Origin of the sequence: Bartonella sp. LB28NMGDW (assembly GCF_042194435.1) — a bacterium.
In the GTDB taxonomy this organism is placed as follows: domain Bacteria; phylum Pseudomonadota; class Alphaproteobacteria; order Rhizobiales; family Rhizobiaceae; genus Bartonella; species Bartonella grahamii.
Window position 1 is genome coordinate 1 of record NZ_JBHIMX010000011.1, and the last position, 26,005, is coordinate 26,005.

Below are 26,005 nucleotides of genomic sequence, written 5' to 3' on the forward strand. Positions count from 1 at the left end.
TAGTTTTAGTTTTTTTATATATATTCTTATTCTGGTTCTTTATAGCTTGATTTTGCTTAGCGTTTGCTTCAGCAAAATTATTAACATGTTGTTTTGTATTATTTTTTGCTTGTGCACCTTTTTTACCAGCCTCACTACGAACTTGCGATATGTGCTCTTTTTTATCAGCAAAATCGTTTAGCTCTTCTTCAACGCGCGTATTCCACACCCAAAAATGGAAATGGCTGGTGCAAGTCCTGATGGGTTCATTGGAGAGGACGGTTTAATCGAAGTCAAATGTCCACAATCAATGACTCATCTTCGTTTTTTTATAGGTGACGAAATCAAGCCAGAATATCACGCACAGATGCAATTCCAAATGGCTTGTACAGGACAAAAGTGGTGTGATTTCGTAAGCTATAATCCAAACTTTGTAGGCAAATCTACTGGTTTGAGAATGAAAATCAAACGCATCAACCGTGATGAGAAACACATTGAAGAGATCAATAAAGCGGTCGAAATCTTTTTAGGGGAAATAGAACAAGAGATGCACAAGATTTTGACAAAAGCTGATTAAACCTATGGGGGTTCTCTCTCCTCCCAGCACCCCCGCCCTTTCCTAACAACTTTTAAGTAATGCATGATTTACGCTACGGGTGGATTGTGCGCAAATTAAGGAAATAAATCATGGAAAAGAAATATGAACTGACAGATGAAACAATCGAAGTTGGGCGCAAAACGCTCCGCCGCATTCGTGCATTGAGAGATTTGGAGGACGTCAAGCAAGGTGATCTTGGCGGCTATATCGAGAAAGAAGACAATCTATCGCATCATGGTAATTGCTGGATTGGTGGTTATGCAACAGTCTATGGTTATGCCAAGGTTTTTGGTGATGCTAAGGTTTACGAAAATGCACAAGTTTATGGTGATGCGCATATTTACGGTCATGCAAAAATTTACGGTGAAGCATGTGTATGTTGGAACGACTGGATTGATGACGATAGAAGAATCTCAACTAGAAAACAAACCAGATGAGAAAATATGAATTGACTGATGAAACAACAGAGGTTGATGGATTTACGCTTCACCGAATTAGAGCATTAAGAGATTTTGGTGGCGTCAAGAAAGGTAACCTTGGGGGGCTTTATAGAGGATGAGGACAACCTAAGTCATGAAGCCAACTGTTGGGTTAGTGATGAAGCTATGGTTTATTGTGGTGCCGAAGTTTACGACAGCGCTAAAGTGTTTGATAACGCGAAAGTTGCTTATTTTGCACGCGTTTATGGCAATGCACAAGTTTATGATAACGCAAAAGTATATGGGGGGATATTTTTGGGGACGCACAAATTTACAAATATGCAATTATTGATGGTGATCCAAGAATTTATGGCGACGTAAAAATTTATGCCGATTACAAAATTGTTTACAAAGAAAAGACAGAAAACTTAACAGGGGACGACGTTCCTTTCTAGCAACACAAACAAAATTTTAACACCAGCGTGATTCACGCCACGAGTGAATTACATCTAAAATGAAGGGGAATAAACATGCCACACCGCCCACCTACTATCACGCAACCAGCTATTGCTCGTGCTTTAAGAGAAGCTAAAAAACAAGGATGTGAACTCATAGAAATCAAACCTACAGGGGAATTATTAATTCATATCAATAAAACCATAACACCAACAACGACAGATAATACTTATAGCATTGACGATTTTCCACCGCTTGAAAACGAGCAAGAAGACTACGAGACCAGCAAAAGCTGCCCCTCTGTCGACGGTATAAAGTTTTAGCCATGCCAAAACGCCGTCCACCGCATCTTGTTCGTGAACGTACACGCCATGGTAAAGTTATATGGTATGTACGTATTGGTCATGGACCACGGTTTCGGATTGAAGGAACCTATGGAACGCAAGAGTTTGTTGATAATTATACGCTGGCTATTAAGCAAGCACAAAATGGCTCCTCCAAAACAAAGAGGCGTACCAGACTTACAGAAGGGTCTTTCGATTGGTTGTTGCATCAGTATTTACAAAGCATGCAATGGCATAATCAATCAGAATCTACTAAAAAAGTTAAATATCGAATTCTGAATAATGTTTCTAAACATATCGGTGATCGTGCATATAAAAGCATAAACAAACAACACATTCTTGAAGCCGTAGACAGAAGGCGAGAGACCCCCGCGGCGGCAAAACATTTTTTGACCTCTTTAAACGGTCTCTTTAATTGGGCGGTTGATAATGCCCTTTTAAATAGAAATCCTGCCTTTAATATAAAAGCACCAAAATCTTTAAACAGTGAGGGATTACTGCCATGGCTAGAAGAGGACATAGACAAATATTATCACCGTTGGTCACATGGTACACATGAACGCGTCTGGATTTATGTTCTTCTTTATACAGGCTTGCGTCGTGGTGATGCCGTTGGTATCGGCTGGAAAGATGTCAAAGATAATATCATTTATCTCAAAACAGAAAAGAGCCAATTTAAAACAGATGTTTTTCTTCCTATTTTACCAGAACTAGAGGAAACACTTAAAATTGGACCTATTGGAGATGAAACATTTATTTGTGGTAAAGGTGGAAATAAGCTTGTCAAAGAAAGTTTTGGCAACCTCTTTCGTGAAGCATGTAATGCAGCAGGTATTAAAAAATCAGCGCACGGATTGCGAAAATTAGCAGTAACACGTGCAGCCAATGCTGGTGCGACAGTTTCGCAAATGAAAGCGCTTTTTGGCTGAACAGAAGATAACATGGCATCCCTCTATACCAAAACAGCCGATAGAAAACGACTTGCAATAGAAGCAATCAAAAAACTTCAAAAAAGTTAGAAGCATAGTTGACAGTAAGAAAACAAACCAAAGCCCCATCAAAATTATGAATGAAATTAATGCGGCGTTTGAGGTGCATCAGAAACCAGAGGAGAAATAGGTGGTTGTGTCTGTTGCATTGTTTGCCATAAATTATAATTCGTTTGCATATCCAGCCAAAATTTTGCTTTACTAAAACCAGCTAGTTCTAATTTCACTGCAAGTTCGGTACTCATAGAGGCATGTCCGTTAATCACTCTTGATAGAGAAGCTCTTGTCATATGGAGATGATCAGCTAACTTTTGTATTGTTATCCCCATTTCTTCTAAGAAAGCTACTTTTAGAACTTCGCCCGGATGTGCGGGGTTATGCATCATTTGTTTTCGTTCCTTTCATCAATGGTAATCTTGATAATCAACAAGCTCCACATCTGTTCCTATAAAGCGAAAAGTAACACGCCAATTTCCATTCACCCATATGGAATAATATCCCATAAGTTCACCTTTAAGAGGATGCATTTTAAAGGCAGGCGCTTTCAACATTTCAGGCGTCGTAGCACTTGTTAAAGCTGTCAAGATAACGCGTAATTTTTTTACGTGATTTGGTCGAATAGCTTTTGTGGAACCCGTTGTATAAAATAATTTTAAGCTCTTATGTTTGAAACTCACAATTGCGATTACCGCCCCTTATCGTATATCGTCACTATACGATCAATAAAAATAAGAGTCAAGCGCCCTGCTAGCAAATCCAGTTATCTAGATAAAATGATTGGGTATAAGCTATAAAAAAGTTAGGGATAGGTAGAAAATAAGTTAAAAGAATCAACGGAATCAAAACTCCCGAACTTTTATATAACCTATTGATTTGATTAAATATTGGCTGGGAGTACGTGAATTGGCAATGTAAGTGTATTTTGTTTGAGACGCTCTGTTTTTCGTGAGGGGACTTACTCCATTAAAGAATACGATAAACAAAAGCATGAGGTAATGCATAATCTCTTCATAAGATATTACCGTGGATGCTTTGGAAAGCTGCAAAAACGAATCAAAAGAAAATATTTTTTTACTTTTTAAGCTTTTTATTCCTCTCAAATTGATTGTATAGTTGCTTTGGAAATTACACAAACAGACCCGATACAATAATCTACCCTCGTCTAGCAAAAGCTATTACAGCAAGAAAAGTAGGCGCTTTATTAAGCAAGCAATATCATAAAACGACGAATAGATCAGCAATGGAGTGGAAAGGACGTACTGAATTTATAATAGCACCCAACCACGCTTTTTTAAAAGGACAACGCGCTTTAAGATGAAAACCTTCCACTAATAAATCCGTAAGTTCTTATCTTTTTTACTAGAGAATTATATAGATAAAAAATCAACGCATTTTTTCTTAAAACAGCTGTAGCCAATTGACCTTTGTTTTTTTGTTTAGCTTATTTATAGAAGCAACTTGATCGAATGGCATCGGCTTATCAACCATGATAGGACCAATTTCTGGCAATTTAACTGCAACAGTTTTATTACGTTGTTCCTGTTCAACAGCAGCTGCTTTAGCTAATTCTTCTTTGTTTCCTGTATTGCGCTTCTCTTTTAACAAAACAGTTTCTCTTTTTTTCAAAGCATTTTCTGACGCCAATGAATATGAGGCAGCATTTCCAGGAGTATAAGAGGCCATTAAATATGCACCATCATAATAGCCAACGGGTGCTTCAGCAATATATTCTACTTTAACATCTGCGACCCCCCTATCTACATACCCCAGTATTGCCGCAGCTTGCCTTGATAAATCAATGATTCTGTCTTTCATAAAAGGTCCGCGATCATTCACTCTAACAATGATTGAAGATCCATTTTTCAAATTAGTAACACGAGCATAGCTAGGTAAAGGCATTGTAGGATGAGCAGCAGTCAAAAGATTCATGTCATAAATTTCACCGTTGGCAGTTAAACGTCCATGAAAATCTGAACCATACCATGATGCTTCGCCAACACGTTTATAAGTCGGATCATTTTGAGGATAATACCACTTTCCTTTTATTTGATAAGGTTTACCAACAACAGCTCGTCCACGCTTTTTTTCTTCCGATTGTTTCTTCTTATTGGATACTTGTTGAGGTAGGACAGAAGTGTTCACGTCAATTGGTTTATTATGATAGGAATCTTTTATTGAAAAATTCATAGTTTGGCTTGCGCAACAAGATACCAGTGACTGAGAAATGACGATCATAGAAAACAATTGAAGTGTTGGTTTAATAATAAAAGTAAATTTCTTTTTTCTATTTGAAGGCATCTATTCAGTCCACTTATTTCTGTTAAGTACTACTGTAAAAACCACGTCACGCTTTTTGTACGCGACGGAAGAATTTACGTTTTTAAATGATTTCCCTCGCGCATATACCACTCTTGAATTTGTCCCTTTTATCAAGAAATTAACACATTGTTAACCTTTTTATGATTTTCGTAAGAAATAAATGTACTATAGTAGATGTTAAAAAGAATAAAAAATAAATAAATCAACATCTTATAGAAAAGTCATTTCATAATATAAACTGTGAATAAGTGGTGATTTTAGCAACTTGTTTTGCGAATCATGTAATGCAGTAGGTATAAAAAAATCAATCTATAGATTGAGAAAAGGAGCAACCACATGTGCTGCCAACATAGGTACAACCGTATCGTAAGCTTAAAGCTCTTTGTTGTTGGACAGGAGACAGCATAGCATCGCTCTATTCCAAAATATCTGATAGAAAATGACTGGCTATAGAATCAATAAGAAACCCCAAAAAGAATCAAAACAAGAAAGATTCTTAAATTTTTGTATAGTCTATTGATATTATTTAAAGTTGGTGAGCGCGCAGGGATTCGAACCCTGGACCTACTGATTAAAAGTCAGTTGCTCTACCAGCTGAGCTACGCGCTCTCACACAAGCTATCTAGTTTGGAGACTATCTAATTTGCAGAAAGTGAAGGGAACATACGGTTGACTTTTCATTTGGTCAACACCTTTTGAAGAAAAATATTATTATTTTCTTCAGTTATCAATAATTTTCCGTTTTCCCTCCCTTTTTTCATCATTGTATAGGTACTCTTTAATCTTCTTTTTGAAGTTTCAATCAAGGAACAATTTCACTGCGAAATATTGCATAGATTCGAAGCGCTAAAATTATAAGAAATTACCCCTTCCCTCACATGGCTTGTTGAGCATAATGGATAGAGAAGAAAAATACTTTTTACTGTAATATCATTTTCTCACTTGAGTGAGAGATCTCAAATACTGTGAGATTCTCTCATTTCAAATCTGTTTATCTTGAAACAATAAAAAGCATTTTTTTGACCGATACAAGTGAGAGAATAAAACTATAAAAAATAAATGAAAATACCTTTTATGCCTCCTTTCAATAACTAAAAATTATCGCAACATTAGGGTTCAGTAAAATAGTATATAGCGGTTGGCACGTTAGACCTGAAAATGGGATAATGAGAAACAATTGCATTTTGAGGGTGTGATTTTTATTCATGCATAATGAATATATAACGAAAGCCAATTTATTCTATAGAATAAAGCAGACATGAAGCAAAAATTTAGTGTTGGATAATTCAGTCACAGCTATAGAGTACTTTTATACATTGTTTAATATTAATGTAGATATATAATATATAAATAATAATTTTATAAAATGATTAAAGTAAGTTTTATATAAATAATAATTTAAATATGTCTATAAATAAATGTATTGCTTCATTAACTTAAATTATAAGATCAAAAATAAATAAAATAATTTTGATTTTGCGAGAAAAATTTGTAAAAGTGTTATATATACATGTATTTTTACTTTACTCCTTTTTTATTATTTTGATTGGAATATTGAATGCTAACATGTAAACAATATGAGCTACTCTTGTTTATTCATAACCATATAAAAGAAACAGGTGTTCCTCCTTCTTTTGAAGAAATGAAAAATGCATTAGAACTTTCTTCAAAGTCTGGTATTCATAAGCTCATTATAGCCTTAGAACAACGAGGGTTTATACGTCGTTTACCCAATCGCGCTCGTGCAGTGGAAGTGATTCGACTCCCTGAGAAAATAACATTTAATCTTTCTTTAGCACGTAAAATTTCTCCCAATATGATAGAAAGAAATAAAAGGGAAATATCAAAAAGCTTGAGTAACCTTGACAACTTTGATGAAGAAGAAAAAAAAAATATCACCATTCCTATCATGGGACGTATTTCTGCGAGCGTGCCCGCCTCTGCTATACTACAACAAATAAACACTCTTTCTCTCCCACGCAATATGGTTAATACAGGTGAGCACTACGCATTAGAAGTTAAAGATAATTCTATGATGGAGGCTGGTATCCTTGATAAAGATACGATCATTGTGAAACGTCAAAATACAGCAATAACAGGTGAAATTATTGTTGCGTTTATTGATAAAAAAGAAGCCACATTAAAACGTTATCGACGCAAAGGCGCTTCTATTGCATTAGAAGCCGCAAATCCTCATTATGAAGCACGTACATACGAATCCGAGCGTGTAGAAATACAAGGTAAACTTACCGGACTTATTCGCAAATATTAAAAATAAACCTTATAGTACGCGATAGATATCGCAATAAGAAGCTGTTGAGTATTTTTTATTGCGCCACACGCAGTTGATTTCCTCTCCACGGCCAAAGGATGCCCCAATTCGGTCTATAAACAATTCAGATCCTTATCGAGCGGGTTTCATTTTCCCTTCCCTCCATGTCCTTCACTTACGCAAGGCGTGACAAGTAAGCTTTAAAATATTCACCACGTACTTTATAAAAGAACTTGAATGCTTTGAAGGAAGCAGCCTTATATCATCGTCCTCAATAAAAGAATTTTACGATATAATAAGATAAAATTGTATGCATGCATAAAAATACATAAAATTTTGTAGAAAAAAATCAAATAACTTTGTAACAGATTGTATTGCATAGGTATAAAAATAAAGAACATTATTTTTAAGTTATAAAAAGCCTAACTCAATCATTCATAGTAATTGTAGGATCATCATGGTAGCACCTCGTATTAGTTTTGTCTCCCTCGGATGCCCAAAAGCACTCGTAGATTCTGAGCGAATTATTACACGCCTTCGCTCTGAAGGGTATGAAATTTCACGTCAACATCAAGGAGCTGATGTCGTTATTGTGAATACCTGTGGCTTTCTTGACTCGGCAAGGAGAGAATCATTAGCCAATATTGATGAAGCTCTCAAAAAAAATGGAAAAGTTATTGTAACAGGGTGTCTTGGTGCTGATCCTGATGTTATTCGCCAAACGTATCCTAATGTATTGGCTATTACAAAACCGCAAGCTTATGAAAGTGTTATAGAAGCTGTTCATACAGCAATTCCTCCTGTTCATGATCCTTTTCTTGATTTAGTTCCTCCCCAAGGTATTCGTTTAACACCTCGCCATTACGCCTACTTAAAGATTTCTGAAGGATGCTCTAACCAGTGTAGTTTTTGTATCATCCCTACTCTGCGTGGTGATCTCACTTCACGTCCCATCAGCGATGTTCTTCGTGAAGCTGAAAAACTCGTGCAAGCGGGTGTAAAAGAACTTTTAGTTATTTCACAAGATACAAGTGCTTATGGTATTGATCTTAAATATCTCGAAAATTCTTGGAAAGATCGTACAATCAAAACAAAATTCTTTGATCTTTGTCGCGAACTAGGCGATATGGGTATTTGGATACGTATGCATTACGTTTATCCTTATCCCCATGTTGATGAAGTTATCGAACTTATGGCTGCAAAAAAAATTCTTCCTTATCTGGATATTCCTTTTCAGCATGCATCACCAGCTGTTTTGCGTCATATGAAGCGTCCTGCACTCATAGAAAAAACAAACCGTAGAATTGAAAAATGGCGAAAAATATGTCCAGATCTTGCTTTGCGATCAACATTTATTGTTGGTTTTCCTGGTGAAACGAATGAAGATTTTAATATCCTGTTAGAATGGTTAGAAGAAGCAAAAATTGAACGCGCTGGGTGCTTTAAATATGAAGAAGTAAAAGGAGCCGCCGCAAATGATTTGGGATTAGAAAATATTCCTGAAGAGGTGAAAGAAAATCGCTGGCATCGTTTTATGGCAAAACAACAACAAATTTCCACACATCTTTTAAAGAAAAAAATTGGAAAAAGACTCCAAGTGCTTATCGATGAAAGTCAAGGAAAAGTTGCCAAAGGTCGTAGTCAATATGATGCTCCAGAAATAGATGGTGTTGTCCATATATCATCACGACGCCCGTTGCGTGTTGGTGAATTTGTCAGCGTTAAAATTGAACAGTCGGATGCCTATGATCTTTATGGTGTAGCAGTTTGAAAATTTAACTTCTTCCCTGTCCTCAATGATGAAGATTTCTATCGGCATTGGTTTATAAAAAGATCAGCTACTCACAATCGAACTTGATCACTTATGTAACTCACTTCATAAGAATTCACGAGCAATCGTTACCCTGAATGTTTCTATACACTAATACCAAGCAGTTATATATTCTCTTAATTTAATGCCTTAAATGAGCCTTAAACGACGATGACGGCGGCGCAAAAGAATAAAATCCACAAGGTTCACCATTTTTACTTAACAAAAGAGCAAATCGACAATCGTACTATTTTCCCATTTTTCATATTGCGACAGTTATTAATAAGTGAAAGGAAACTTTTTTCAATAGTGTTTTATGCACACAAAAATTTCCTTTGTGATATGCAGGCGGATGTTTTTTATGGATGCAATATAAGAGAATTTGAAACAAAACAATCTTACGGTATTTAAATGAAAAAAATAAATTATCATTATAAATAAGTATCTTATCTTAAACTCTTTGAACTTATTTTTTAAATATCTAATCTTTATTAACAGGTCTTAAAATCAAAGAATTTCTTATCAAGCAAATGACTTGGGCGTACATTTGTTAAAGCGCGAATCATCGTATCTTTACGTCCTGGCATTTGCCTTTCGATATTTTTCAGCATTTCTTTCATTGCATTACGTTGTAAACCATCTTGACTACCGCAAAGATTACAAGGAATAATCGGAAATTGCATTGCTTGAGAAAATTTTTCCATATCCTCCTCAGCTGCATAAACAAGGGGACGTAAAACAAAAAGATCTCCTTCATCATTTTTAAGTTTTCCAGGCATGGCAGCTAATCGGCCACCGTGAAACAAATTCATAAAAAATGTTTCTAAAACATCATCACGATGATGACCTAAAACTAATGCAGAACATCCCTCTTCACGTGCAATACGATAGAGATTACCACGTCGTAATCGAGAACAAAGTGAACAATATGTCTGCGACTCTGCCAATTTATCTGTAACAATGGAATAAGTATCCTGATATTCAATACGATATGGAATTTTATAAGAACTTAAAAAGTCTGGAAGAATATGCTTAGGGAATCCTGGTTGCCCTTGATCAAGATTACAGGCAAGAATTTCAACGGATAAAAGACCTCGCCACTTTAAGTCTAAAAGAAGCGCTAATAAACCATAAGAGTCTTTTCCACCCGATAAAGCAACAAGCCATTTTTTTCCTGTAGAGAGCATAGAAAAATCATCCAAAGCTTGTCGCATATGACGCAAAAGTCGTTTGCGCAATTTATTAAATTCTACGCTTGAAGGAGCAACACGAAACATTGGATGACAACTATCTGCTTCACTTATTAAAGGATCATCTCTCCCTTCGTTTTCTTCTATTGCCTGATATTCAACTGAAACATCATTCATAATACCATATCCTGCACAATAACAGCTCGTTTTGCAAAGATAAAAACAAATATTAAAGCAAGCTTACATTTATGTTTTTTGAATTTATAAATTAGATACACAAAAAAGAAATGGAACTATATAAGTTTATGGCTATAAAACATAGCAATAAACTTAATATAGAACCATTCACAAAAAGCACTTATTAACTTCAGAGATTGTAAAAATAACACAATATCTTGAAGTTATAATAATAGAAGAGAAAAACAACTTCTCTTGCAGAAAAATTATCGAGAATAAAATTCAACAACCAAATTAGGTTCCATTTGCACAGCATAAGGAACATCTGCAAAAGCAGGAATACGCGTAAAGGTTGCTTTCATCTGTTTATGATCTGCTTCAATATAATCAGGGACATCACGTTCTGCCAATTGCACTGATTCTAAAACTAAAACAAGTTGTTTTGATTTTTCCCGAACCTCAATAACATCACCAGGTTTACAACGATAAGATTGAATATTTGTGCGCCGACCATTTACATTAACATGACCGTGATTGATAAATTGGCGAGAAGCGAAAATCGTAGGCACGAATTTTGCACGATAAACAACAGCATCCAAACGTGATTCTAACAGACCGATAAGATTTTCACCAGTATCACCCCGTCGACGAGCAGCCTCTTCATAGGTTTTATGAAATTGTTTTTCTGAAATATCTCCATAAAACCCTTTCAATTTCTGTTTAGCGCGCAACTGCACCCCATAGTCAGAAAGTTTTCCTTTACGACGCTGTCCATGCTGACCTGGACCATAATCACGACGATTGACAGGAGATTTCGGACGCCCCCAAATATTTTCTCCCATACGACGGTCAATTTTATACTTTGTTGTTTCGCGTTTACTCATCGCATTTCCTTATAAAATAAAACACGAGATCTCAAGACCCCAAGGAAACGCGCCCTCCTCTGCCTTTAAATACTAAAGACTGACAGAATACCTTAACATATTAATATGCAAAGTTATCCACGGGACACGTCAATTAATGCTATTTTCTTGAAAAAATAGCTAGATCATCATTATTGGTCTCGTAACCCAAAGTCAACTCCTTTCATGAGTTTTAAGCCAAATCCTTTAAACAAATTCTCCGTTAAAGAAGTGATATTTTTCGATGTTAACAACGCAAAATCTTGATATTTCTTTATATATTGATCGTGTACTTTTTCCGACAGTGGTAATAATGATCTGATATGTTTGGCAATCGCTTTCGCCGGATCAATCCACTCAACGGACCATAAAGCATGTTCACGAAAGAAGTTAATCAAAAAAGGATAATGTGTGCAGGCTAAAACAATAACATCAGTATATTGTCCATTTTTTTCCACAAAACATGGCAGGATTTCTTTTCTTAACTCTTCTGAATCGATAGATTTTCCCCGTAAATAATCTTCAGCAAATCCAGCCAGTTTTTTACTTCCCACAAGCTGAACATGACACTGTCCAGCAAAAGAGTTAATTAATTCATTTGTATAGGCACGTTTAACTGTTCCAGGAGTAGCTAATACGGAAATAAAACCAGATTTTGTTTGTTCAGCAGCTGATTTAATTGCAGGAACCGTTCCTACAAAAGGGACATGAGGAAAATTCTGTCGTAAATCTGCCATCATCAGTGTAGAAACGGTGTTGCAAGCAATCACACATAAGGCTGGATTGTAGCGTGTTAAGAGATTTGTAAAAATCTTTAAAATACGCTCTTTCAAAATATTTTCTTTCCAATTTCCATAAGGAAATCCTGCATCATCAGCAACATAGATAAACTGCATTTCAGGGATAAGAATACGTGCTTCCCTGAACACTGTTAAACCACCAATACCGCTATCAAAAAAAAGAACAGGTCGTTCATCCATTAATTTTCACACTTATTTTTATTTTTTTTACGATCACGCTCTTCAGGTGCTCTACTCCCCCGTGGATATTGTGGCGAAAAATGATCCAAAGAAGATATAATGCCTCGTAATAAACGAACCTCAGGTTCACTAAAGTTAGCGCGCGTAAAAACAGAGCGCAAATTTGCAAGCATTACTTCTTTGCGCTCAAGGGGTCTAAAATACCCACGGATATTCAAAGCCTCTTCTAACTGAGATAAAAAACCATGAAATATTGTTTTATTTGCAGGTTCCATCTCTGCGGCACGAAATGCCGTATCACTGACATTCTCTAGACCTGTTTTCATCCATTCGTAAGACATCAAAAGAACCGCTTGCGCAATATTAAGTGACGCAAAAGCAGGATTAACTGGAAAAGTAATAATTTCATCAACAAGGCTGATTTCATCATTTTCTAATCCCCATCTCTCTCTTCCAAAGACAATACCTGTCTTATGTCCGATACTTTCACGCTGACGTAATACGTTTGCTGCTTCGACAGCACTTTTTACAGTTTTAAATCCGCATCTTTCACGTGCTGTTGTGGCAAAAACATAGTGTAAATCTGCAATTGAATCACGCAATGTATTAAAAATCACAGTGTTGTTAATGACATGATCAGCTTTACTTGCAGCAGCTATAGCTTTTTCATTTGGAAACATTTCTCGAGGTTTGACTAACCGAAGCTTAGAAAGCCCAAAATTTGCCATTGCCCTTGCGACCATACCAATGTTTTCAGGAAGCTGCGGTTCAACTAAAATAATAATGGGACCATTTGTTAAATTTTCACGATTCTTATTCGTTCCAGCCATCAATCTTACCTAGTTTCACTTAAACTATCTCCCTCTCCACTATTTTTTACGAAACCTTCTTCACAGTACTCTAATGCTGTTTAATAATAAATTATAGACAATGTTATCTTTTCACTCAAAGATAATAAATTTTAAAAGCCATTAAAGTGAACGATGGAATTTATAACAATTTATATAGGATATCGTAGCCTTTTTTACATCAATTTTATCTTTTTTATAAGGAATAGCTCCTACAAATCATAATCTCAGTTGAATTATGAAATCATAAATCCTAAAAAAGGGATATGCACTTTATTCCCAAACTTTTTCCTGCAAAGCTTATCCGTCGTTATAAACGTTTCCTTGCGGATGTTCAACAAGATGATCAGCATGTCCTCACCGTGTCTGTACCTAATACAGGATCAATGCTTGGATTAACAGCTTTCAACTCCAATATCTGGCTTTCATATCATAATAACATCAAACGAAAATATGCCTATCAATTAGAAATTATTGAAGCCGATAATACTTTGGTTGGCATTAATACTGCTTTACCCAATAAACTTGCATTAGAAGCAATTCAAAACGGATTACTACCAGAATTAAGTGGATATAAAACAATTTTAAAAGAACAACGCTATGGAACACAATCACGAATTGACTTTCTTTTACGTGATGACATTCTTCCTGACTGTTACCTAGAAGTCAAAAATGTTCATTTTATTCGTCAAAAAGGATTAGCAGAATTTCCTGATAGTAAAACAAAACGTGGAGCACGTCACCTTGATGAACTCATAGGAGTTGTACAACAAGGAAAAAGAGCTGCTATGCTTTATATTATTCAACGAGAAGATTGCGCAGCTTTTACAATCTGTCATGATCTTGATCCACTCTATGGACGTAAATTTGATTTAGCATTAAAATCAGGAGTAGAATGTTATGCTGTAAAGTGTCACGTAAGTGTAGAAGGCATTTTTCCGATTCAGAGAGTAAAAATAGAAAATAGAAGAAACAATGACTGAGTATATCGAATATAATAAAAGCCCTTTAAAATTTAATGGAAAAATCCGCATTTTCGATGATTATGCTTTTGCTAAAATGCGTGAAGTTGGTCGTATTGCTGCAGAATGCCTTGATGCGCTTAAGGATATTATTAAGCCAGGCGTTACTACGCAAGAAATTGATGATTTTGTATTCATTTTTGGTGCTAAGCGAGGAGCACTTCCTGCTGATCTAAATTATCATGGATACAGCCATTCATGCTGTACATCTATCAATCACGTTGTCTGTCATGGCATTCCCAATAAAAGACCCTTGCAAGAAGGCGATATTGTAAATGTTGATGTAACCTTTATCCTTGATGGGTGGCATGGGGATTCAAGCCGAATGTATCCTGTTGGGAAAATCAGGCGTGCTGCAGAACGCCTGCTAAAAATAACCTATGAAAGTCTTATGAAAGGAATCGCTGTCGTTAAGCCTGGAGCAACGACAGGTGATATTGGGGCAGCCATTCAACAGTATGCAGAATCTGAACGCTGTTCAATTGTGAGAGATTTTTGCGGACATGGTATCGGCCAGCTTTTTCATGATGCTCCCAATATCCTCCATTATGGAAACCCTGGAGAAGGAATAGAATTAAAACAAGGTATGATGTTTACAATTGAACCCATGATTAACCTTGGTAAACCACAAGTTAAGATTTTATCTGACGGTTGGACTGCTGTTACCCGTGACCGCTCTCTGACAGCACAATATGAACATACAATTGGTGTCACAAATGAAGGGTATGAAATATTTACACAATCTCCTAAAAATATTTTTTATATTCCAAATTCGCATACCTAACGCAATGTAGAGATGTTATGGCTAAAAAATTAAATCAAAAGGAAAATACTCAAAGTGATCAGTTTGCATTAACATCGAGTTCTCCACTCACCCCAGTATCAGAAAGAAAAAGTGAAGACCCCCAGAAAAACGCACAGCTTCATAAACATTATCAAGGACATCGTGAGCGTCTTCGGAAGCGTTATTTAAAGTCAAAAGGAAATGCAATCGAAGATTATGAATATCTTGAATTATTGCTTTTTCGCACAATACCCCGTGCAAACACAAAACCCATAGCTAAAAATTTGATAGCGCGCTTTGGTTCATTAGCTGATGTGTTGGGAGCAGATATTCACCGACTTCAAGAAATTCCAGGATGTGGTCCCGCCACTGCAATTGATTTAAAAATTATTTCAGATGTTGCTGGACGTCTTGCTCGTGCGCAATTGTTTAAACGCGATATCTTTTCATCATGGGATAAAGTGTTAGCTTATTGTAAAGCTGTTATGGCTCACGAAACACGTGAACAATTTCGTATTTTGTTTCTTGATAAGAAAAACGGCTTACTTGCTGATGAGGTGCAACAAACTGGAACCATTGATCATACACCTGTTTATCCTCGTGAAGTTATTTCTCGAGCTTTAGAGTTATCTGCATCAGGACTTATCTTAGTCCACAATCACCCCTCTGGCGATTCCACCCCCTCTGATGCAGATATAACAATGACATATAGATTAAAAGATGCAGCAAATGCATTAGGCATTATTATCCATGACCATCTTATTATTGCACGAAATAACCATACGAGCTTTAAAGCGTTAAAACTTATATAAATCTTATGGGATAAAAAGATTCATTTAACTATGAATAACGAATCATTTTTCTAAATCAATATCTAATATAGCCATTGAGAAATTATAGGAGAGCTCATCTTCATCTTCATCTCGATAGATAATGCCTAAAAACTCATCTCCCACATAAACCTCACAAGAATCACTCTTTTTAGGCCGTGCTCTGACTTGCAATGCTGAGTTTTGGAATATATTTTTTAAATAATTATCAAGTTTTTTTATTTCATCAGCATTCACTATGCTCTCCTGTTTTTTTGAAACGACTAAAATAATTGCGTGTCGCGCAAATAAGACACTCCCATGATTCTGTAAAGTCAGTAAAAAATCTTAATCTAAGCATTTACTTAATATTACATATATCTACAACGTTCTTTATACATTCATAAAGAAATTTTACAAAAGGTCTATCATTATTAAATATACCCGTATAGATTAAAAAATGGCAAAAAACTGTATATTTTTAATAATTTTACTTTATTTCCAATTTTAGCATCTGCGTTTAGAATGCATATTCGTAAGAAAAATTGATCAATAATTTCTAATTTTTTCCTTTTATAAAAAATAAAAATAACAATATTTTTTTTATTTAAAACTACATTTTTTAGCAAAAAATATTATTACATCATTCAAAAATAATTCTTTTTAATAACTTTTAAAGTATAATTATCTAACCTTAGAAAAATTACATCTCTAAAAAATATACAAAATAAGCTAATAAGAGTTTATTTTTCTTCCCGTTTTTTATAAAACTTATGTCACAACAGAAAAATTTTTAAATAAGCTTTTTTCAATTTATACGAGATAAAAATACTGAGTATTTTTGTAAATGCTAAAAACTATGAAGAATGCTTATCTTATAGGATAACGAGAAAGAAAATCTATAACACCTTTTTTATAAACTTTATCGCCTACAGCAAGCATATGATCTCGACCAGGAATTGATAAAGCTTCACCACAAGGCAATAAAGCTGCTAATGGCTCTGCAGCACCGCCAATTTCATCTAATGAACCAACGGCAACAAGTGCAGGTTGCTTAATTTTGTAAACTTCAGACGCCGTTAACTCCTGTTTTGATGTAATGATACAAGCAGCAAGAGCACGCCTATCGCTTTTCGTTTGATCTGCAAATTTACGGAACATTAAACCGCGCGTATTGGTAATGGTAGAAATATCTTCTGCTAAAAGTGCCTCAGCAACAGGCTCCCAATTTCCCGCTCCCGTTACCATACCAATACCTAAACCACCAAAAATAACACTGTGTACATATGTTGGATGCAAAAGAGCCATGAAAGCACTAATACGAGCCCCCATAGAATATCCCATAACATGGGCTTTAGATATCTCTAAATGCTGTAGTAACTTTATTGCGTCACCAGCCATAGCTTGAGGTGTATAAAAGACAGGATCATAACTTTTAACTGAATCTCCGTGACCGCGATTATCAAGAGCAATAACACGATATCCTGCTTCAGTGAGAATGCGAAACCAACCTGTTGCATACCAATTCACTCGTGCAGAAGATCCAAAACCATGGATCAACAAAACAGGTGCGCCCTGCCCTTCTTCTCGATAAGCAAATCGCAAACCATTATATTCAAAAAAACGAATATCTTCAGCGGTCATTTTTTATTGCACTTCCCACAAAGTACAGGATGAATAACACGTTGCCCTTTTTGTATCTTTTTTTCAGAAACTTCACCAGCGTTGATCTCAAGTGCAAAAGCTGCAGGAACTTCTGATGAAATGGTATTTGTCGAAAATGGAGAAGTGTTTTCAATAATCGATACAATAATTCCCTCAGAGTTTAAGAAAATCATATCTAAAGGTAAAGGCGTATTTGCCATCCACATAAAAATTTTCTGTTCATCTCCCGATTGAGAACTTTTTAGCGGCTTAAAGAGCATTGCACGATCGCGTGGAAAATCAGTCCGATACATTAAACCAGCTGCTGCTTGAGACGGCGTAAAAGCAACCTCTACCTTATAAAAAACCGTACCTTGCTTTGTATGTATTTCTAAAGGAATCGGATGAACAGGAATTTCTATGGGCTTTTTTGCTACAACAACACGCATTTCTAACATAAAAAGCATTACCAGTAAAACAATATACCCCTTTTTAAAAGGCTTTAACATTCTTGTCTCCACCACAGAAAAATTTAAAATTTTGTTTCTAAAATAAAAAGTACCAGAGTTTAAAAGTCAAAAAAATAAGAGGATTGCTTCCTTGTTGTTTTCTATTTTCTTTCAACGTAATATGCGCAACTTTCTCCATTTGGTTTATGGATTCACTAGAGTCATATTCTCTTTAAAAATCTACCCTATAGCAATTTACGGAATAACCACCTTTAAAAACATAGAAAACATACTGTTTTCATTCGTGAAATTCAATGTGTCGCTAAAGGAATGCCTATATCCGGATAAATCTCTGCTGTCATTAAACCTTTTTCTCCTTTACCAAAACGTACAAGAACAACTTGGCCAGAACGAAGCTCTGCTAAACCAAAACGGCGCAACGTTTCCATATGAATAAAAATATCTTCTGTTCCTTGCCCACGACTAAGAAAACCGTATCCTTTGTCACGATTAAACCATTTAACAATTGCACGTTCTAGTCCACTTTCTGGAGTAACAACAACATGGGTACGGGCTGGAACTTCTGATGGATGAATTGCTGAAGAACAATCTATGGATTTCACCTGAACGCACTTTAACCCTCTTTCAGTTTTTTCCACAGCACAAATAACTTTAGCTCCCTCCAAAGCTGTTTGAAAACCATCTCTTCGCATTACCGTAACATGCAATAATATATCGGGGAAATGAGGTAAATCAGGTACAATAAATCCATATCCCTTACTACCATCAAACCACTTAATGACACCACTGATTTCGATAATCTCCCCACAAGCACCTATACTATCTTCAGATAGGGGACAATCTTTTAATGCATCCTTACTCGTCATAATAACGTGATCCTGTAGCTTATAAATTGTACGATATTGATTCTCTAGGTTTAAGTAAACATTGCTCTTGTATCAACACGCAAGCCCCAAGATAAGATTTCCCCATATTGTCGTATCTTCTATGTTAATGTCAGAGAATATCAACATGAATATTTATAAAACTATTTGATTGTAAGCTTTACATATCTTACAAGGAGTGCCCTACAAAAGAGGTTATATGAAAGGTTTTTTTACATAATGATATTTTCATAAATGTGTAACTTGCATGATGAAGAAGTTCAATATAAGGTGAAAAAACAACAATTCAATTAAGGAAAATGCGCAATGCAATTGAAAAAAATCCTTACGACAATCACAGCATTCATGGCATTTACAGCAAATGTTTATGCAAGTGAACCTATCAAAATTGGTGTTTATCTTCCATTAAGTGGTCAAAATGCATTTGGAGGTCAGCTTGAAATTAGAGGTATAGAATTAGCCCATAAAAAAATTCCAGAAATTTTAGGACGTAAAGTGGAACTTGTTATTATTGATAATAAGTCTGATAAAGTAGAAGCGGCTAATGCTGTTATGCGTTTAACAGCAAGTGAAAAAGTAAGTGGAATCATTGGTAGCTATGGTTCCTCACTTTCGTTGGCAGGTGGTGAAATATCTGAAAAAGCAAAGACTCCAACCATTGCCACTTCCTCAACGAGTCCTCTTGTTACACAGGGTAAAAAATATTATTTCCGCGCTTGTTTTATTGATTCCTATCAAGGGGTGGGAATCGCGACTTATATAAGTCAAACTTTACACGCAAAAAAAGCAGCTATCCTCAAAGATATTTCAAACGATTATGCCATTGGTCTTGCAAGCTACTTTATGCGTGCTTTCAAAAAATTAGGTGGTGAAGTTGTCTCAAATTTAAACTATAATTCCGGCGATCAGGATTTTTCAGCTGTTCTTACGCAAATTATCGCGCAAAAACCTGACATCTTATTCATTCCATCTTACTTTTCTGAGGGTGCTATCATTATGAAACAAGCGCGAGAATTGGGAGCAAAGTTTCAAATTATGGGTGGAGATGCTATGGATAATCCAGAAACCATTGCGATTGCAGGAAAAGCTTCAGAAGGTTTCTTACATACGACACTTCCCTATAGTGAGGATATGCCAAATATGTCAGTAGCTGCGCAAGAATTCACAGCAGAATGGAAAAAAGAGTATCCTGACCAAGAGCCGAATATCAATTCTGTTTTGGGATATACGAGTTATATGATGTTCATGAAGGCTATTGAAAATGCTGGTAGCGCTGATCGTGAAAAAATTACTATCGCTCTTAGCAAATTAAAAGATTTTCAAACCCCCTTCGGTGATATGTCAATGGATGAAAATCATAACCCTAAGATTCCTATTGGTATCATTAAAATACAGGATGGAAAACGTGTTTATTTAGAAGAGGTTAAACCTGCTTTTTAATTAAAAAGTTTTACTTATTAAAATGCAAGAATTGGTTGAGGATCTTTTTCTCAACCAAAAACTTAGAAATTTCTTGTTATCCTATGTAAATTAACAAATGTGGAAGGATGAGAGATGAGCACTGAAATGTTCATCCAGTATTTTTTTAATGCACTGGCATTGGGATCTCTTTATGGGCTTATCGCTATTGGTTACACCATGGTCTACGGTATACTGAGACTCATTAATTTTGCTCACGGTGATATCTTCATGCTAGGAGCATATTTTGTTTTCTTTTCCACAATTAGCTTTATGCCTGCTTGGGCAGCACTCCTTCTTTTGTTTCTCGCGGCTCTTATTTATTATTCGGTCTTTATAGGGTTTAAAAAGCGCCCTTCAATTTATTGGATTGCTGTTTTTTTAATCCTTGCGTTAGGTTTTGTTTATTATTTTAAAATTTCTCCACAAGCTTTTACCCCGATTTGGGTTTTAGCTCTTTGTTTTTCTATTTTTATTACAAGTGCAGTGGGTATTGTTGTTGATCAACTTGCCTATAAACCTCTACGCCATGCTCCGCGTATCTCGGCACTTATCGGTGCAATTGGTGTTTCTTTTTTTATTGAAAATCTTTCTACTGTACTCTTTAGTGGTGTTCCAAAAGGTGTAAAACAACCAGATTTTCTTGTAACACCATTTTTATGGCATTTAGGATCAGGAGCAGATGGTATCATTAGAATTGCTCCCATGTCTCTGATCGTTCCCGTTGTGTCATTGATTCTTATTGTTTTACTGTTATGGATTATCCATAAAACAAAACCGGGTCTTGCTATGCGTGCAATCTCCCATGATATTGAAACGACGCGTTTGATGGGTGTGTCTGTCAATAAAGTTATTGCATTTACATTTGGAATAGGCTCAGCTCTTGCCGCTATAGCAGGTATTATGTGGTCTTTACGTTATCCTCAAATTCAGCCTTATATGGGCGTTCTTCCTGGTCTCAAAGCATTTATCGCTGCTGTTATCGGAGGTATTGGTTCGATACCAGGAGCAATGTTGGGAGGATTGTTATTAGGATTTATTGAAATTATGATTATCGCATTTTTCCCCGCGCTATCTGGATATCGAGATGCCTTCGCTTTCATTTTATTGATTCTGATTTTATTGATATTGCCCACAGGATTAATGGGTAAAAAAAGTCAGGAGAAGATCTAATGGCAAAGTCAGTGACAACTGTTTTATCTTGTATAAGTGTTTTAGTTCTCATAGGTTTTTTATTTTATGCTGATAGCCATTTTAATGACTATACGCTTCGTGTCATAAATCTGATTGCTATTAATGCGATATTGGCAATTTCGCTTAATTTGATTTACGGTTTCACAGGTATGTTTTCTCTTGGACATGCTGGATTTATGGCTATTGGTGCTTATGTTTGCGCAATTTTACTTCTTTCCCCTGAACAAAAAGAAATGATGTGGATTCTGGAGCCTATCGCTGAACCATTGTATCATCTGCAATTACCTTTTTTTGTCGCTGTTGTTATAAGTGGTATATGTGCTGCAGTTGTAGGTTTATTGATTGCTTTACCAATATTACGTCTTGGTGGTGATTATCTTGGAATTGCAACATTGGGTTTTGCAGAAATTATTCGCATTGTCATTACGAACGCAACATCGCTTACAAATGGCTCTTTAGGTATCAAGGGAATACCTCAAAATGCAACATTATGGTGGAACTATGGTTGGTTAGCATTTACAGTTCTCTTTATTGTCCTTTTACTGCAAAGCAATACTGGTAACGTATTACGTGCCATTCGTGATGATGAAATTGCTGCGAAAACTATGGGAATTAACGCTTTTTTCTACCGTAGTTTTTCTTTTACTGTTGGAGCGTTTTTTGCAGGTATAGGTGGAGCATTAATGGCTGCTCTTATTTCAACCATTGATCCCAAAATGTTTAATTTTCTTCTAACTTTTAATATTTTGATGATTGTAGTTGCTGGTGGTCTCGGTTCAATTACAGGAAGTATTATTGGCAGCATTATTATTACAGTTATGCTTGAATGGCTTCGTATTATTGAAAGTCCATTTGACTTAGGTTTTATACATATTCCAGAAACACCAGGACTTCGCATGGTTGTTTTTTCTCTTTTATTGCTGGTAATTATCTTGTTTTGGAGAAAAGGGTTGATGGGACAACGAGAATTCTCATGGAATGGAATTTATAGCTTTTTGACACGCAAAAAGCTTTCTAATACTGAGGGAAAGCTATGAACGACACCATCCTTTCACTCAATAATATTATAATGCGTTTTGGCGGATTAGTTGCTGTAAATAATATTAATATGGCAATTAAACGAGGAAGTATTACTGGATTAATTGGTCCCAATGGTGCTGGAAAAACAACAGTTTTCAATATGATTTCTGGATTTTATGCTCCTACAAGCGGCATCATTCTTTTTGATGAGCAAAAAATTTCTGGAGCGCCTCCTTATATTATCTGTAGACGCCATATTGCCAGAACATTTCAAAATATTCGTCTTTTCTCAGGGTTAACGGTTTTGCAGAATGTTATGGTAGGAGCGCATGTTCGACAAAAATATCCTTGGTTTTCTTCAGCTCTATTTTTTTCAAAGGCAATGAAAGAAAAGAAGGAAGTTTATAAAAATTCCTTAGAACTCCTTGAGCAGCTACAACTTGATCACCTTGCTGATCAATCGGCAACAGCTTTACCTTATGGTGTGCAACGACGTCTAGAAATTGCACGCGCGTTAGCCACAAAGCCCAAATTGCTTCTTCTTGATGAACCTGTTGCTGGCATGAATCCACAAGAAAGTGAAGATCTTAGAAAATTCATAGCAAAAGTGCAAAAAGACTTTGATCTTACAATTCTTCTTATTGAGCACGATATGAAAGTGGTTATGGGGCTTTGTCAACATATTTTGGTTATGGAATATGGCTGTTGCATTGCCAATGGTACACCAGATGAAATTCGTAATAACCCTAAAGTTATTGAAGCTTATCTTGGCGGAGATGTTTATGGATATTCTTAAAATAAAAAATCTTTACGTTCATTATGGCGCCATTAAAGCTGTCCAAAATCTTTCTATGTCCATAAAGCGGGGAAGTATTGTCACTTTAATTGGAGCCAATGGTGCAGGAAAAAGCAGTATCGTACGTTCTATTACAGGACTTAATCGCTCTGTTTATGGAAAAATTACCTATAATGGCAAATCTATTATTAAAAAATCACCAGAAGAGATTTTGCGATTAGGTATTGCTCTAAGTCCTGAAGGACGCCGTATCATGCCCCATCTCACTGTTTTAGAGAATCTTCATCTAGGCGCTTATATTCGTCACGATAAGCAGGGAATTTCCCGTGATATTGAATGGATATTTGATCTTTTCCCGCGTCTACGTGAAAGAGCAAAACAGTTAGGAGGAACAATGTCAGGTGGTGAACAACAGATGGTTGCTGTGGGCCGTGCACTCATGAGCAATCCTGATATGGTCATATTAGATGAACCATCGTTGGGGTTGGCACCGCTTCTCGTTCGAGAAATTTTTTCAATTATTCGAAAAATTAATGAGATGGGAAAAACTGTTCTTCTTATTGAACAAAATGCATTTGCTGCGCTTTCTATAGCTGACTATGCTTATATTTTAGAGGTAGGACATATTTTATTTCACGGTGAAGGTAAAACTATGCTCTCCGATTCACGTGTTAAAGAAGCCTATCTTGGTGGATAAAGACTACGAATTGAGGAAATATAGCTCATCCCTCCACCTTTTAAAAAAGCATTTCTCATCCTCAATGAGAAATGCTCCTTTGTGAAGTTCGATTATTACATCCACCATTTTTCTGCACTGAATATCCCTGCTTCTTTTTCAATAATGTGTGCTATCTGAAAAATGACTTCTTCAGCAAAAGGTTTACCAATCAATTGCAATCCTAGAGGCAAACCATTTGATGACAGACCTGCAGGAACAGAGATTCCTGGTAAACCAGCCATATTAACTGGTACCGTAAAAATATCATTAAGATACATTGCTACAGCATCATTTTTTATTTTTTCATCAGCTATACCAAAGGCAGGTGTTAGTGTTGCTGGTGTCAGAATAGCATCAATGCCTGAAGCAAAACATTGATCAAAATCTCGTTTTACGAGTGTTCTTACTTTTTGAGCTCTTAGATAACAGGCATCATAATAACCAGATGAAAGAACATAAGTCCCAACCAAAATACGTCGCTTGACTTCATCACCAAAACCAACAGAGCGCGTGTTTTCATACATCTCAATGATGTCTTTTCCAGGCACGCGTAGACCAAAACGCACACCATCATAACGTGCTAAATTAGAAGAGGCTTCTGCAGGAGCTATAATATAATAAGAAGGTAGAGCATATTTTGTATGGGGCAAAGAAATGTTCTTAATCTCAGTTCCTGCTTCCTTTAACCAACTTATGCCTTTTTGCCAAAGCTCAATAATTTCTGGAGACATTCCATCCATATGATATTCTTTTGGAATACCAATTTTCATTCCTTTAATTGATTGACCAAGATAACTTTCATAATCAGGAACTGGTAATTTCACGGAAGTAGAATCTTTTTCATCAAAAGAGGCCATTGATCTTAGTAAGATAGCACAATCACGAACATCTCTGGCAACAGGTCCAGCTTGATCAAGAGATGAAGCAAATGCAACAACACCCCACCGTGAACAACGTCCATAAGTTGGCTTTATTCCTACAGTTCCAGTAAAAGCTGCTGGTTGACGTATTGAGCCACCTGTATCGGTTGCAGTTGCACCAGCGCAAATTTGTGCAGCAACAGCAGCAGCAGATCCTCCTGAAGAACCACCGGGTACGAGTTTTTCATTCGAGCCTTTTTTTCTCCAGGGATTAATAACGGGACCATAATATGATGTTTCGTTGGATGAGCCCATAGCAAACTCATCCATATTAAGTTTTCCTAACATTACAGCACCGTCTTGCCATAAATTAGCCGTGACAGTTGATTCATAATGCGGTTTAAAACCATCAAGGATATGTGAACAGGCTTGAGTATGAACACCATAGGTTGCAAAAAGATCTTTAATCCCCAAAGGAATTCCTTCTAAAAGCCCTCCCTGCCCTCTCGCTAAGCGACTATCTGATTCAGCAGCCATTTTCATTGCCTGTTCTGCTGTTATTGTTACATAAGCATTCAAAATTGGATTAGCTGATTCTATTGCTTGTAAATAAGCTTCCGTTAATTCTGTTGCTTTGAGATTTTTCTTTGTTAGAGAATCACGAGCTTGCGCAATTGTGAGGGTTGTTAAATCAGTCATATTGGTTCTCAAATTTCAAAAATATAAAAAGTTACTCAACAATTTTTGAGACAAGAAAAAAATTTTCTTCTGTAACAGGGGCATTGGCTACAATATCTGCTGCTTTATCGCCATCTGTAACACTATCTTCACGCATTCGTAGAGTCATCGGCATCACAGATGTTAATGGCTCAACTCCACTGACATCAACTTCATTCAATTGCTCTACAAAACCTAAAATAGCATTGAATTTTTTTGTCACAGGTTCTATCTCATCATCGTGGATAGCAATCCGCGCTAAATGTGCGACCCGCTTGACGGTCTCTTGATCAACAGACATACTACTTACGCCTTTCTGTTTTTATTAATCTTTATTCTGGCTATA

26 protein-coding genes, 1 tRNA gene and 3 pseudogenes are annotated in these 26,005 nt (G+C 36.1%); 15 read left to right on the forward strand and 15 right to left on the reverse strand.

Annotated features, from left to right (window positions below):
• Positions 1 to 208: pseudogene (locus tag ACFIKG_RS06835) on the reverse strand (hypothetical protein); the annotation flags it as partial.
• Between ACFIKG_RS06835 and ACFIKG_RS06840 the strand changes: the two are divergent.
• From ACFIKG_RS06840 to ACFIKG_RS06860, 5 genes and pseudogenes are all read left to right on the forward strand, one after another.
• Positions 200 to 556, forward strand: a pseudogene (locus ACFIKG_RS06840) (YqaJ viral recombinase family protein); the annotation flags it as partial. The pseudogenes ACFIKG_RS06835 and ACFIKG_RS06840 overlap by 9 nt on opposite strands.
• A 110-nt stretch (positions 557 to 666) precedes the next feature.
• On the forward strand, positions 667 to 1,014 hold the full coding sequence (locus ACFIKG_RS06845; protein WP_375627265.1) for a hypothetical protein: 348 nt from the start codon (positions 667 to 669) through the stop codon (positions 1,012 to 1,014).
• A 78-nt stretch (positions 1,015 to 1,092) separates the two neighbouring features.
• Positions 1,093 to 1,377, forward strand: a complete 285-nt coding sequence (locus tag ACFIKG_RS06850) for a hypothetical protein (RefSeq protein WP_375651975.1) — start codon at positions 1,093 to 1,095, stop codon at positions 1,375 to 1,377.
• Between the two features lie 149 nt (positions 1,378 to 1,526).
• A complete protein-coding gene (locus ACFIKG_RS06855; protein ID WP_015857131.1) occupies positions 1,527 to 1,775 on the forward strand; it encodes a hypothetical protein in 249 nt (82 codons plus the stop codon).
• Positions 1,776 to 1,777: 2 nt separating this feature from the next.
• A pseudogene (locus ACFIKG_RS06860) lies at positions 1,778 to 2,815 on the forward strand (tyrosine-type recombinase/integrase).
• Between the two features lie 56 nt (positions 2,816 to 2,871).
• On the opposite strand, the gene ACFIKG_RS06865 reads toward ACFIKG_RS06860, so the two are convergent.
• The 4 genes from ACFIKG_RS06865 to ACFIKG_RS06880 all read right to left on the reverse strand — a co-directional run bounded on the left by ACFIKG_RS06865 (position 2,872) and on the right by ACFIKG_RS06880 (position 5,713).
• Positions 2,872 to 3,171 (reverse strand): HigA family addiction module antitoxin, encoded by a 300-nt coding sequence (locus ACFIKG_RS06865; RefSeq protein ID WP_330168901.1) that lies wholly within the window; start codon positions 3,169 to 3,171, stop codon positions 2,872 to 2,874.
• Positions 3,172 to 3,189: 18 nt separating this feature from the next.
• The gene (locus ACFIKG_RS06870; RefSeq protein WP_375627347.1) at positions 3,190 to 3,471 is read right to left on the reverse strand and encodes a type II toxin-antitoxin system RelE/ParE family toxin; all 282 of its coding nucleotides are present in this window, start codon (positions 3,469 to 3,471) and stop codon (positions 3,190 to 3,192) included.
• A 712-nt stretch (positions 3,472 to 4,183) separates the two neighbouring features.
• Positions 4,184 to 5,083, reverse strand: coding sequence for a septal ring lytic transglycosylase RlpA family protein (locus tag ACFIKG_RS06875; protein WP_375627346.1), 900 nt, complete (start codon positions 5,081 to 5,083; stop codon positions 4,184 to 4,186).
• A 554-nt stretch (positions 5,084 to 5,637) separates the two neighbouring features.
• Positions 5,638 to 5,713 (reverse strand) — tRNA-Lys (locus ACFIKG_RS06880).
• 949 nt (positions 5,714 to 6,662) lie between these two features.
• Between ACFIKG_RS06880 and lexA the strand changes: the two genes are divergently transcribed.
• Together lexA and rimO are read left to right on the forward strand one after the other, a co-directional pair.
• Positions 6,663 to 7,376 carry a transcriptional repressor LexA gene (gene lexA / locus ACFIKG_RS06885; protein ID WP_375625791.1) on the forward strand — a complete coding sequence of 238 codons (714 nt, stop codon included), beginning with the start codon at positions 6,663 to 6,665 and terminating at the stop codon, positions 7,374 to 7,376.
• 457 nt (positions 7,377 to 7,833) lie between these two features.
• Complete coding sequence (gene rimO / locus ACFIKG_RS06890; protein WP_375625789.1) at positions 7,834 to 9,147, forward strand: 30S ribosomal protein S12 methylthiotransferase RimO; 1,314 nt, start codon at positions 7,834 to 7,836, stop codon at positions 9,145 to 9,147.
• Positions 9,148 to 9,677: 530 nt separating this feature from the next.
• On the opposite strand, the gene ttcA is transcribed toward rimO, so the two are convergent.
• The 4 genes from ttcA to ACFIKG_RS06910 form a co-directional block, all read right to left on the reverse strand.
• A complete protein-coding gene (gene ttcA, locus ACFIKG_RS06895) occupies positions 9,678 to 10,553 on the reverse strand; it encodes a tRNA 2-thiocytidine(32) synthetase TtcA (protein WP_375628391.1) in 876 nt (291 codons plus the stop codon).
• A 266-nt stretch (positions 10,554 to 10,819) separates the two neighbouring features.
• Positions 10,820 to 11,437 carry a 30S ribosomal protein S4 gene (gene rpsD, locus ACFIKG_RS06900; RefSeq protein WP_273722651.1) on the reverse strand — a complete coding sequence of 206 codons (618 nt, stop codon included), beginning with the start codon at positions 11,435 to 11,437 and terminating at the stop codon, positions 10,820 to 10,822.
• Positions 11,438 to 11,607: 170 nt separating this feature from the next.
• The gene (gene murI, locus ACFIKG_RS06905) at positions 11,608 to 12,435 is read right to left on the reverse strand and encodes a glutamate racemase (RefSeq protein ID WP_375651976.1); all 828 of its coding nucleotides are present in this window, start codon (positions 12,433 to 12,435) and stop codon (positions 11,608 to 11,610) included.
• Entirely contained in the window at positions 12,435 to 13,265 is an 831-nt protein-coding gene (locus ACFIKG_RS06910) for an RNA methyltransferase (protein ID WP_375625783.1), read from the reverse strand. Before ACFIKG_RS06910 ends, murI begins: the two co-directional genes overlap by 1 nt.
• Before the next feature lie 284 nt (positions 13,266 to 13,549).
• Here ACFIKG_RS06910 and sfsA point away from each other — a divergent pair, with 284 nt between their 5' ends.
• Genes sfsA through radC form a run of 3 tightly spaced genes read left to right on the forward strand, consistent with a single transcriptional unit; the run spans position 13,550 to position 15,901 of the window.
• Entirely contained in the window at positions 13,550 to 14,266 is a 717-nt protein-coding gene (gene sfsA / locus ACFIKG_RS06915; protein WP_375625781.1) for a DNA/RNA nuclease SfsA, read from the forward strand.
• Positions 14,259 to 15,089 (forward strand): type I methionyl aminopeptidase, encoded by an 831-nt coding sequence (gene map / locus ACFIKG_RS06920; RefSeq protein WP_375651977.1) that lies wholly within the window; start codon positions 14,259 to 14,261, stop codon positions 15,087 to 15,089. Before sfsA ends, map begins: the two co-directional genes overlap by 8 nt.
• A 17-nt stretch (positions 15,090 to 15,106) precedes the next feature.
• Entirely contained in the window at positions 15,107 to 15,901 is a 795-nt protein-coding gene (gene radC, locus ACFIKG_RS06925; protein WP_375651978.1) for a DNA repair protein RadC, read from the forward strand.
• Positions 15,902 to 15,943: 42 nt separating this feature from the next.
• Here the strand turns inward: radC and ACFIKG_RS06930 are convergent, their stop codons facing one another.
• The 4 genes from ACFIKG_RS06930 to ACFIKG_RS06945 form a co-directional block, all read right to left on the reverse strand.
• Positions 15,944 to 16,156: a DUF3126 family protein gene (locus ACFIKG_RS06930; RefSeq protein WP_375628388.1), complete on the reverse strand. Its 213-nt coding sequence runs from the start codon at positions 16,154 to 16,156 to the stop codon at positions 15,944 to 15,946.
• 612 nt (positions 16,157 to 16,768) lie between these two features.
• Positions 16,769 to 17,542, reverse strand: coding sequence for an alpha/beta fold hydrolase (locus ACFIKG_RS06935; RefSeq protein ID WP_375627342.1), 774 nt, complete (start codon positions 17,540 to 17,542; stop codon positions 16,769 to 16,771).
• Positions 17,539 to 18,051: a DUF192 domain-containing protein gene (locus ACFIKG_RS06940; RefSeq protein WP_375651979.1), complete on the reverse strand. Its 513-nt coding sequence runs from the start codon at positions 18,049 to 18,051 to the stop codon at positions 17,539 to 17,541. The genes ACFIKG_RS06935 and ACFIKG_RS06940 overlap by 4 nt, the downstream gene beginning before the upstream one ends.
• Positions 18,052 to 18,302: 251 nt before the next feature.
• A complete protein-coding gene (locus ACFIKG_RS06945) occupies positions 18,303 to 18,878 on the reverse strand; it encodes a cold-shock protein (protein ID WP_015856414.1) in 576 nt (191 codons plus the stop codon).
• Positions 18,879 to 19,202: 324 nt separating this feature from the next.
• Between ACFIKG_RS06945 and ACFIKG_RS06950 the strand changes: the two genes are divergently transcribed.
• From ACFIKG_RS06950 to ACFIKG_RS06970, 5 genes are all read left to right on the forward strand, one after another.
• Positions 19,203 to 20,336, forward strand: coding sequence for an ABC transporter substrate-binding protein (locus ACFIKG_RS06950; RefSeq protein WP_375627340.1), 1,134 nt, complete (start codon positions 19,203 to 19,205; stop codon positions 20,334 to 20,336).
• A 114-nt stretch (positions 20,337 to 20,450) separates the two neighbouring features.
• Positions 20,451 to 21,527, forward strand: a complete 1,077-nt coding sequence (locus tag ACFIKG_RS06955) for a branched-chain amino acid ABC transporter permease (protein ID WP_375625769.1) — start codon at positions 20,451 to 20,453, stop codon at positions 21,525 to 21,527.
• Positions 21,527 to 22,585 carry a branched-chain amino acid ABC transporter permease gene (locus ACFIKG_RS06960; RefSeq protein WP_375625767.1) on the forward strand — a complete coding sequence of 353 codons (1,059 nt, stop codon included), beginning with the start codon at positions 21,527 to 21,529 and terminating at the stop codon, positions 22,583 to 22,585. The genes ACFIKG_RS06955 and ACFIKG_RS06960 overlap by 1 nt, the downstream gene beginning before the upstream one ends.
• Positions 22,582 to 23,364 carry an ABC transporter ATP-binding protein gene (locus ACFIKG_RS06965; RefSeq protein WP_375627339.1) on the forward strand — a complete coding sequence of 261 codons (783 nt, stop codon included), beginning with the start codon at positions 22,582 to 22,584 and terminating at the stop codon, positions 23,362 to 23,364. The genes ACFIKG_RS06960 and ACFIKG_RS06965 overlap by 4 nt, the downstream gene beginning before the upstream one ends.
• Positions 23,351 to 24,061, forward strand: coding sequence for an ABC transporter ATP-binding protein (locus ACFIKG_RS06970; protein ID WP_375625763.1), 711 nt, complete (start codon positions 23,351 to 23,353; stop codon positions 24,059 to 24,061). Before ACFIKG_RS06965 ends, ACFIKG_RS06970 begins: the two co-directional genes overlap by 14 nt.
• Before the next feature lie 95 nt (positions 24,062 to 24,156).
• Here the strand turns inward: ACFIKG_RS06970 and gatA are convergent, their stop codons facing one another.
• Complete coding sequence (gatA, locus tag ACFIKG_RS06975) at positions 24,157 to 25,641, reverse strand: Asp-tRNA(Asn)/Glu-tRNA(Gln) amidotransferase subunit GatA (RefSeq protein WP_375627338.1); 1,485 nt, start codon at positions 25,639 to 25,641, stop codon at positions 24,157 to 24,159.
• Positions 25,642 to 25,672: 31 nt separating this feature from the next.
• On the reverse strand, positions 25,673 to 25,960 hold the full coding sequence (gene gatC / locus ACFIKG_RS06980) for an Asp-tRNA(Asn)/Glu-tRNA(Gln) amidotransferase subunit GatC (protein WP_015856421.1): 288 nt from the start codon (positions 25,958 to 25,960) through the stop codon (positions 25,673 to 25,675).
• Positions 25,961 to 26,005: the final 45 nt, after the last annotated feature.

Excerpts from the sequence above, each read along its gene's own strand:
- rpsD (WP_273722651.1), bottom strand. The coding sequence starts at position 11,437 with ATGAGTAAACGCGAAACAACAAAGTATAAAATTGACCGTCGTATGGGA.
- ACFIKG_RS06950 (WP_375627340.1), top strand. The coding sequence starts at position 19,203 with ATGCAATTGAAAAAAATCCTTACGACAATCACAGCATTCATGGCATTT.
- ACFIKG_RS06970 (WP_375625763.1), top strand. The coding sequence starts at position 23,351 with ATGGATATTCTTAAAATAAAAAATCTTTACGTTCATTATGGCGCCATT.
- rimO (WP_375625789.1), top strand. The coding sequence starts at position 7,834 with ATGGTAGCACCTCGTATTAGTTTTGTCTCCCTCGGATGCCCAAAAGCA.
- ACFIKG_RS06935 (WP_375627342.1), bottom strand. The coding sequence starts at position 17,542 with ATGACCGCTGAAGATATTCGTTTTTTTGAATATAATGGTTTGCGATTT.
- ACFIKG_RS06940 (WP_375651979.1), bottom strand. The coding sequence starts at position 18,051 with ATGTTAAAGCCTTTTAAAAAGGGGTATATTGTTTTACTGGTAATGCTT.
- ACFIKG_RS06945 (WP_015856414.1), bottom strand. The coding sequence starts at position 18,878 with ATGACGAGTAAGGATGCATTAAAAGATTGTCCCCTATCTGAAGATAGT.
- ACFIKG_RS06845 (WP_375627265.1), top strand. The coding sequence starts at position 667 with ATGGAAAAGAAATATGAACTGACAGATGAAACAATCGAAGTTGGGCGC.
- ttcA (WP_375628391.1), bottom strand. The coding sequence starts at position 10,553 with ATGAATGATGTTTCAGTTGAATATCAGGCAATAGAAGAAAACGAAGGG.
- ACFIKG_RS06875 (WP_375627346.1), bottom strand. The coding sequence starts at position 5,083 with ATGCCTTCAAATAGAAAAAAGAAATTTACTTTTATTATTAAACCAACA.
- map (WP_375651977.1), top strand. The coding sequence starts at position 14,259 with ATGACTGAGTATATCGAATATAATAAAAGCCCTTTAAAATTTAATGGA.
- ACFIKG_RS06865 (WP_330168901.1), bottom strand. The coding sequence starts at position 3,171 with ATGATGCATAACCCCGCACATCCGGGCGAAGTTCTAAAAGTAGCTTTC.
- radC (WP_375651978.1), top strand. The coding sequence starts at position 15,107 with ATGGCTAAAAAATTAAATCAAAAGGAAAATACTCAAAGTGATCAGTTT.
- ACFIKG_RS06965 (WP_375627339.1), top strand. The coding sequence starts at position 22,582 with ATGAACGACACCATCCTTTCACTCAATAATATTATAATGCGTTTTGGC.
- ACFIKG_RS06960 (WP_375625767.1), top strand. The coding sequence starts at position 21,527 with ATGGCAAAGTCAGTGACAACTGTTTTATCTTGTATAAGTGTTTTAGTT.
- murI (WP_375651976.1), bottom strand. The coding sequence starts at position 12,435 with ATGGATGAACGACCTGTTCTTTTTTTTGATAGCGGTATTGGTGGTTTA.
- sfsA (WP_375625781.1), top strand. The coding sequence starts at position 13,550 with ATGCACTTTATTCCCAAACTTTTTCCTGCAAAGCTTATCCGTCGTTAT.
- gatA (WP_375627338.1), bottom strand. The coding sequence starts at position 25,641 with ATGACTGATTTAACAACCCTCACAATTGCGCAAGCTCGTGATTCTCTA.
- ACFIKG_RS06910 (WP_375625783.1), bottom strand. The coding sequence starts at position 13,265 with ATGGCTGGAACGAATAAGAATCGTGAAAATTTAACAAATGGTCCCATT.
- gatC (WP_015856421.1), bottom strand. The coding sequence starts at position 25,960 with ATGTCTGTTGATCAAGAGACCGTCAAGCGGGTCGCACATTTAGCGCGG.
- lexA (WP_375625791.1), top strand. The coding sequence starts at position 6,663 with ATGCTAACATGTAAACAATATGAGCTACTCTTGTTTATTCATAACCAT.
- ACFIKG_RS06955 (WP_375625769.1), top strand. The coding sequence starts at position 20,451 with ATGAGCACTGAAATGTTCATCCAGTATTTTTTTAATGCACTGGCATTG.
- ACFIKG_RS06855 (WP_015857131.1), top strand. The coding sequence starts at position 1,527 with ATGCCACACCGCCCACCTACTATCACGCAACCAGCTATTGCTCGTGCT.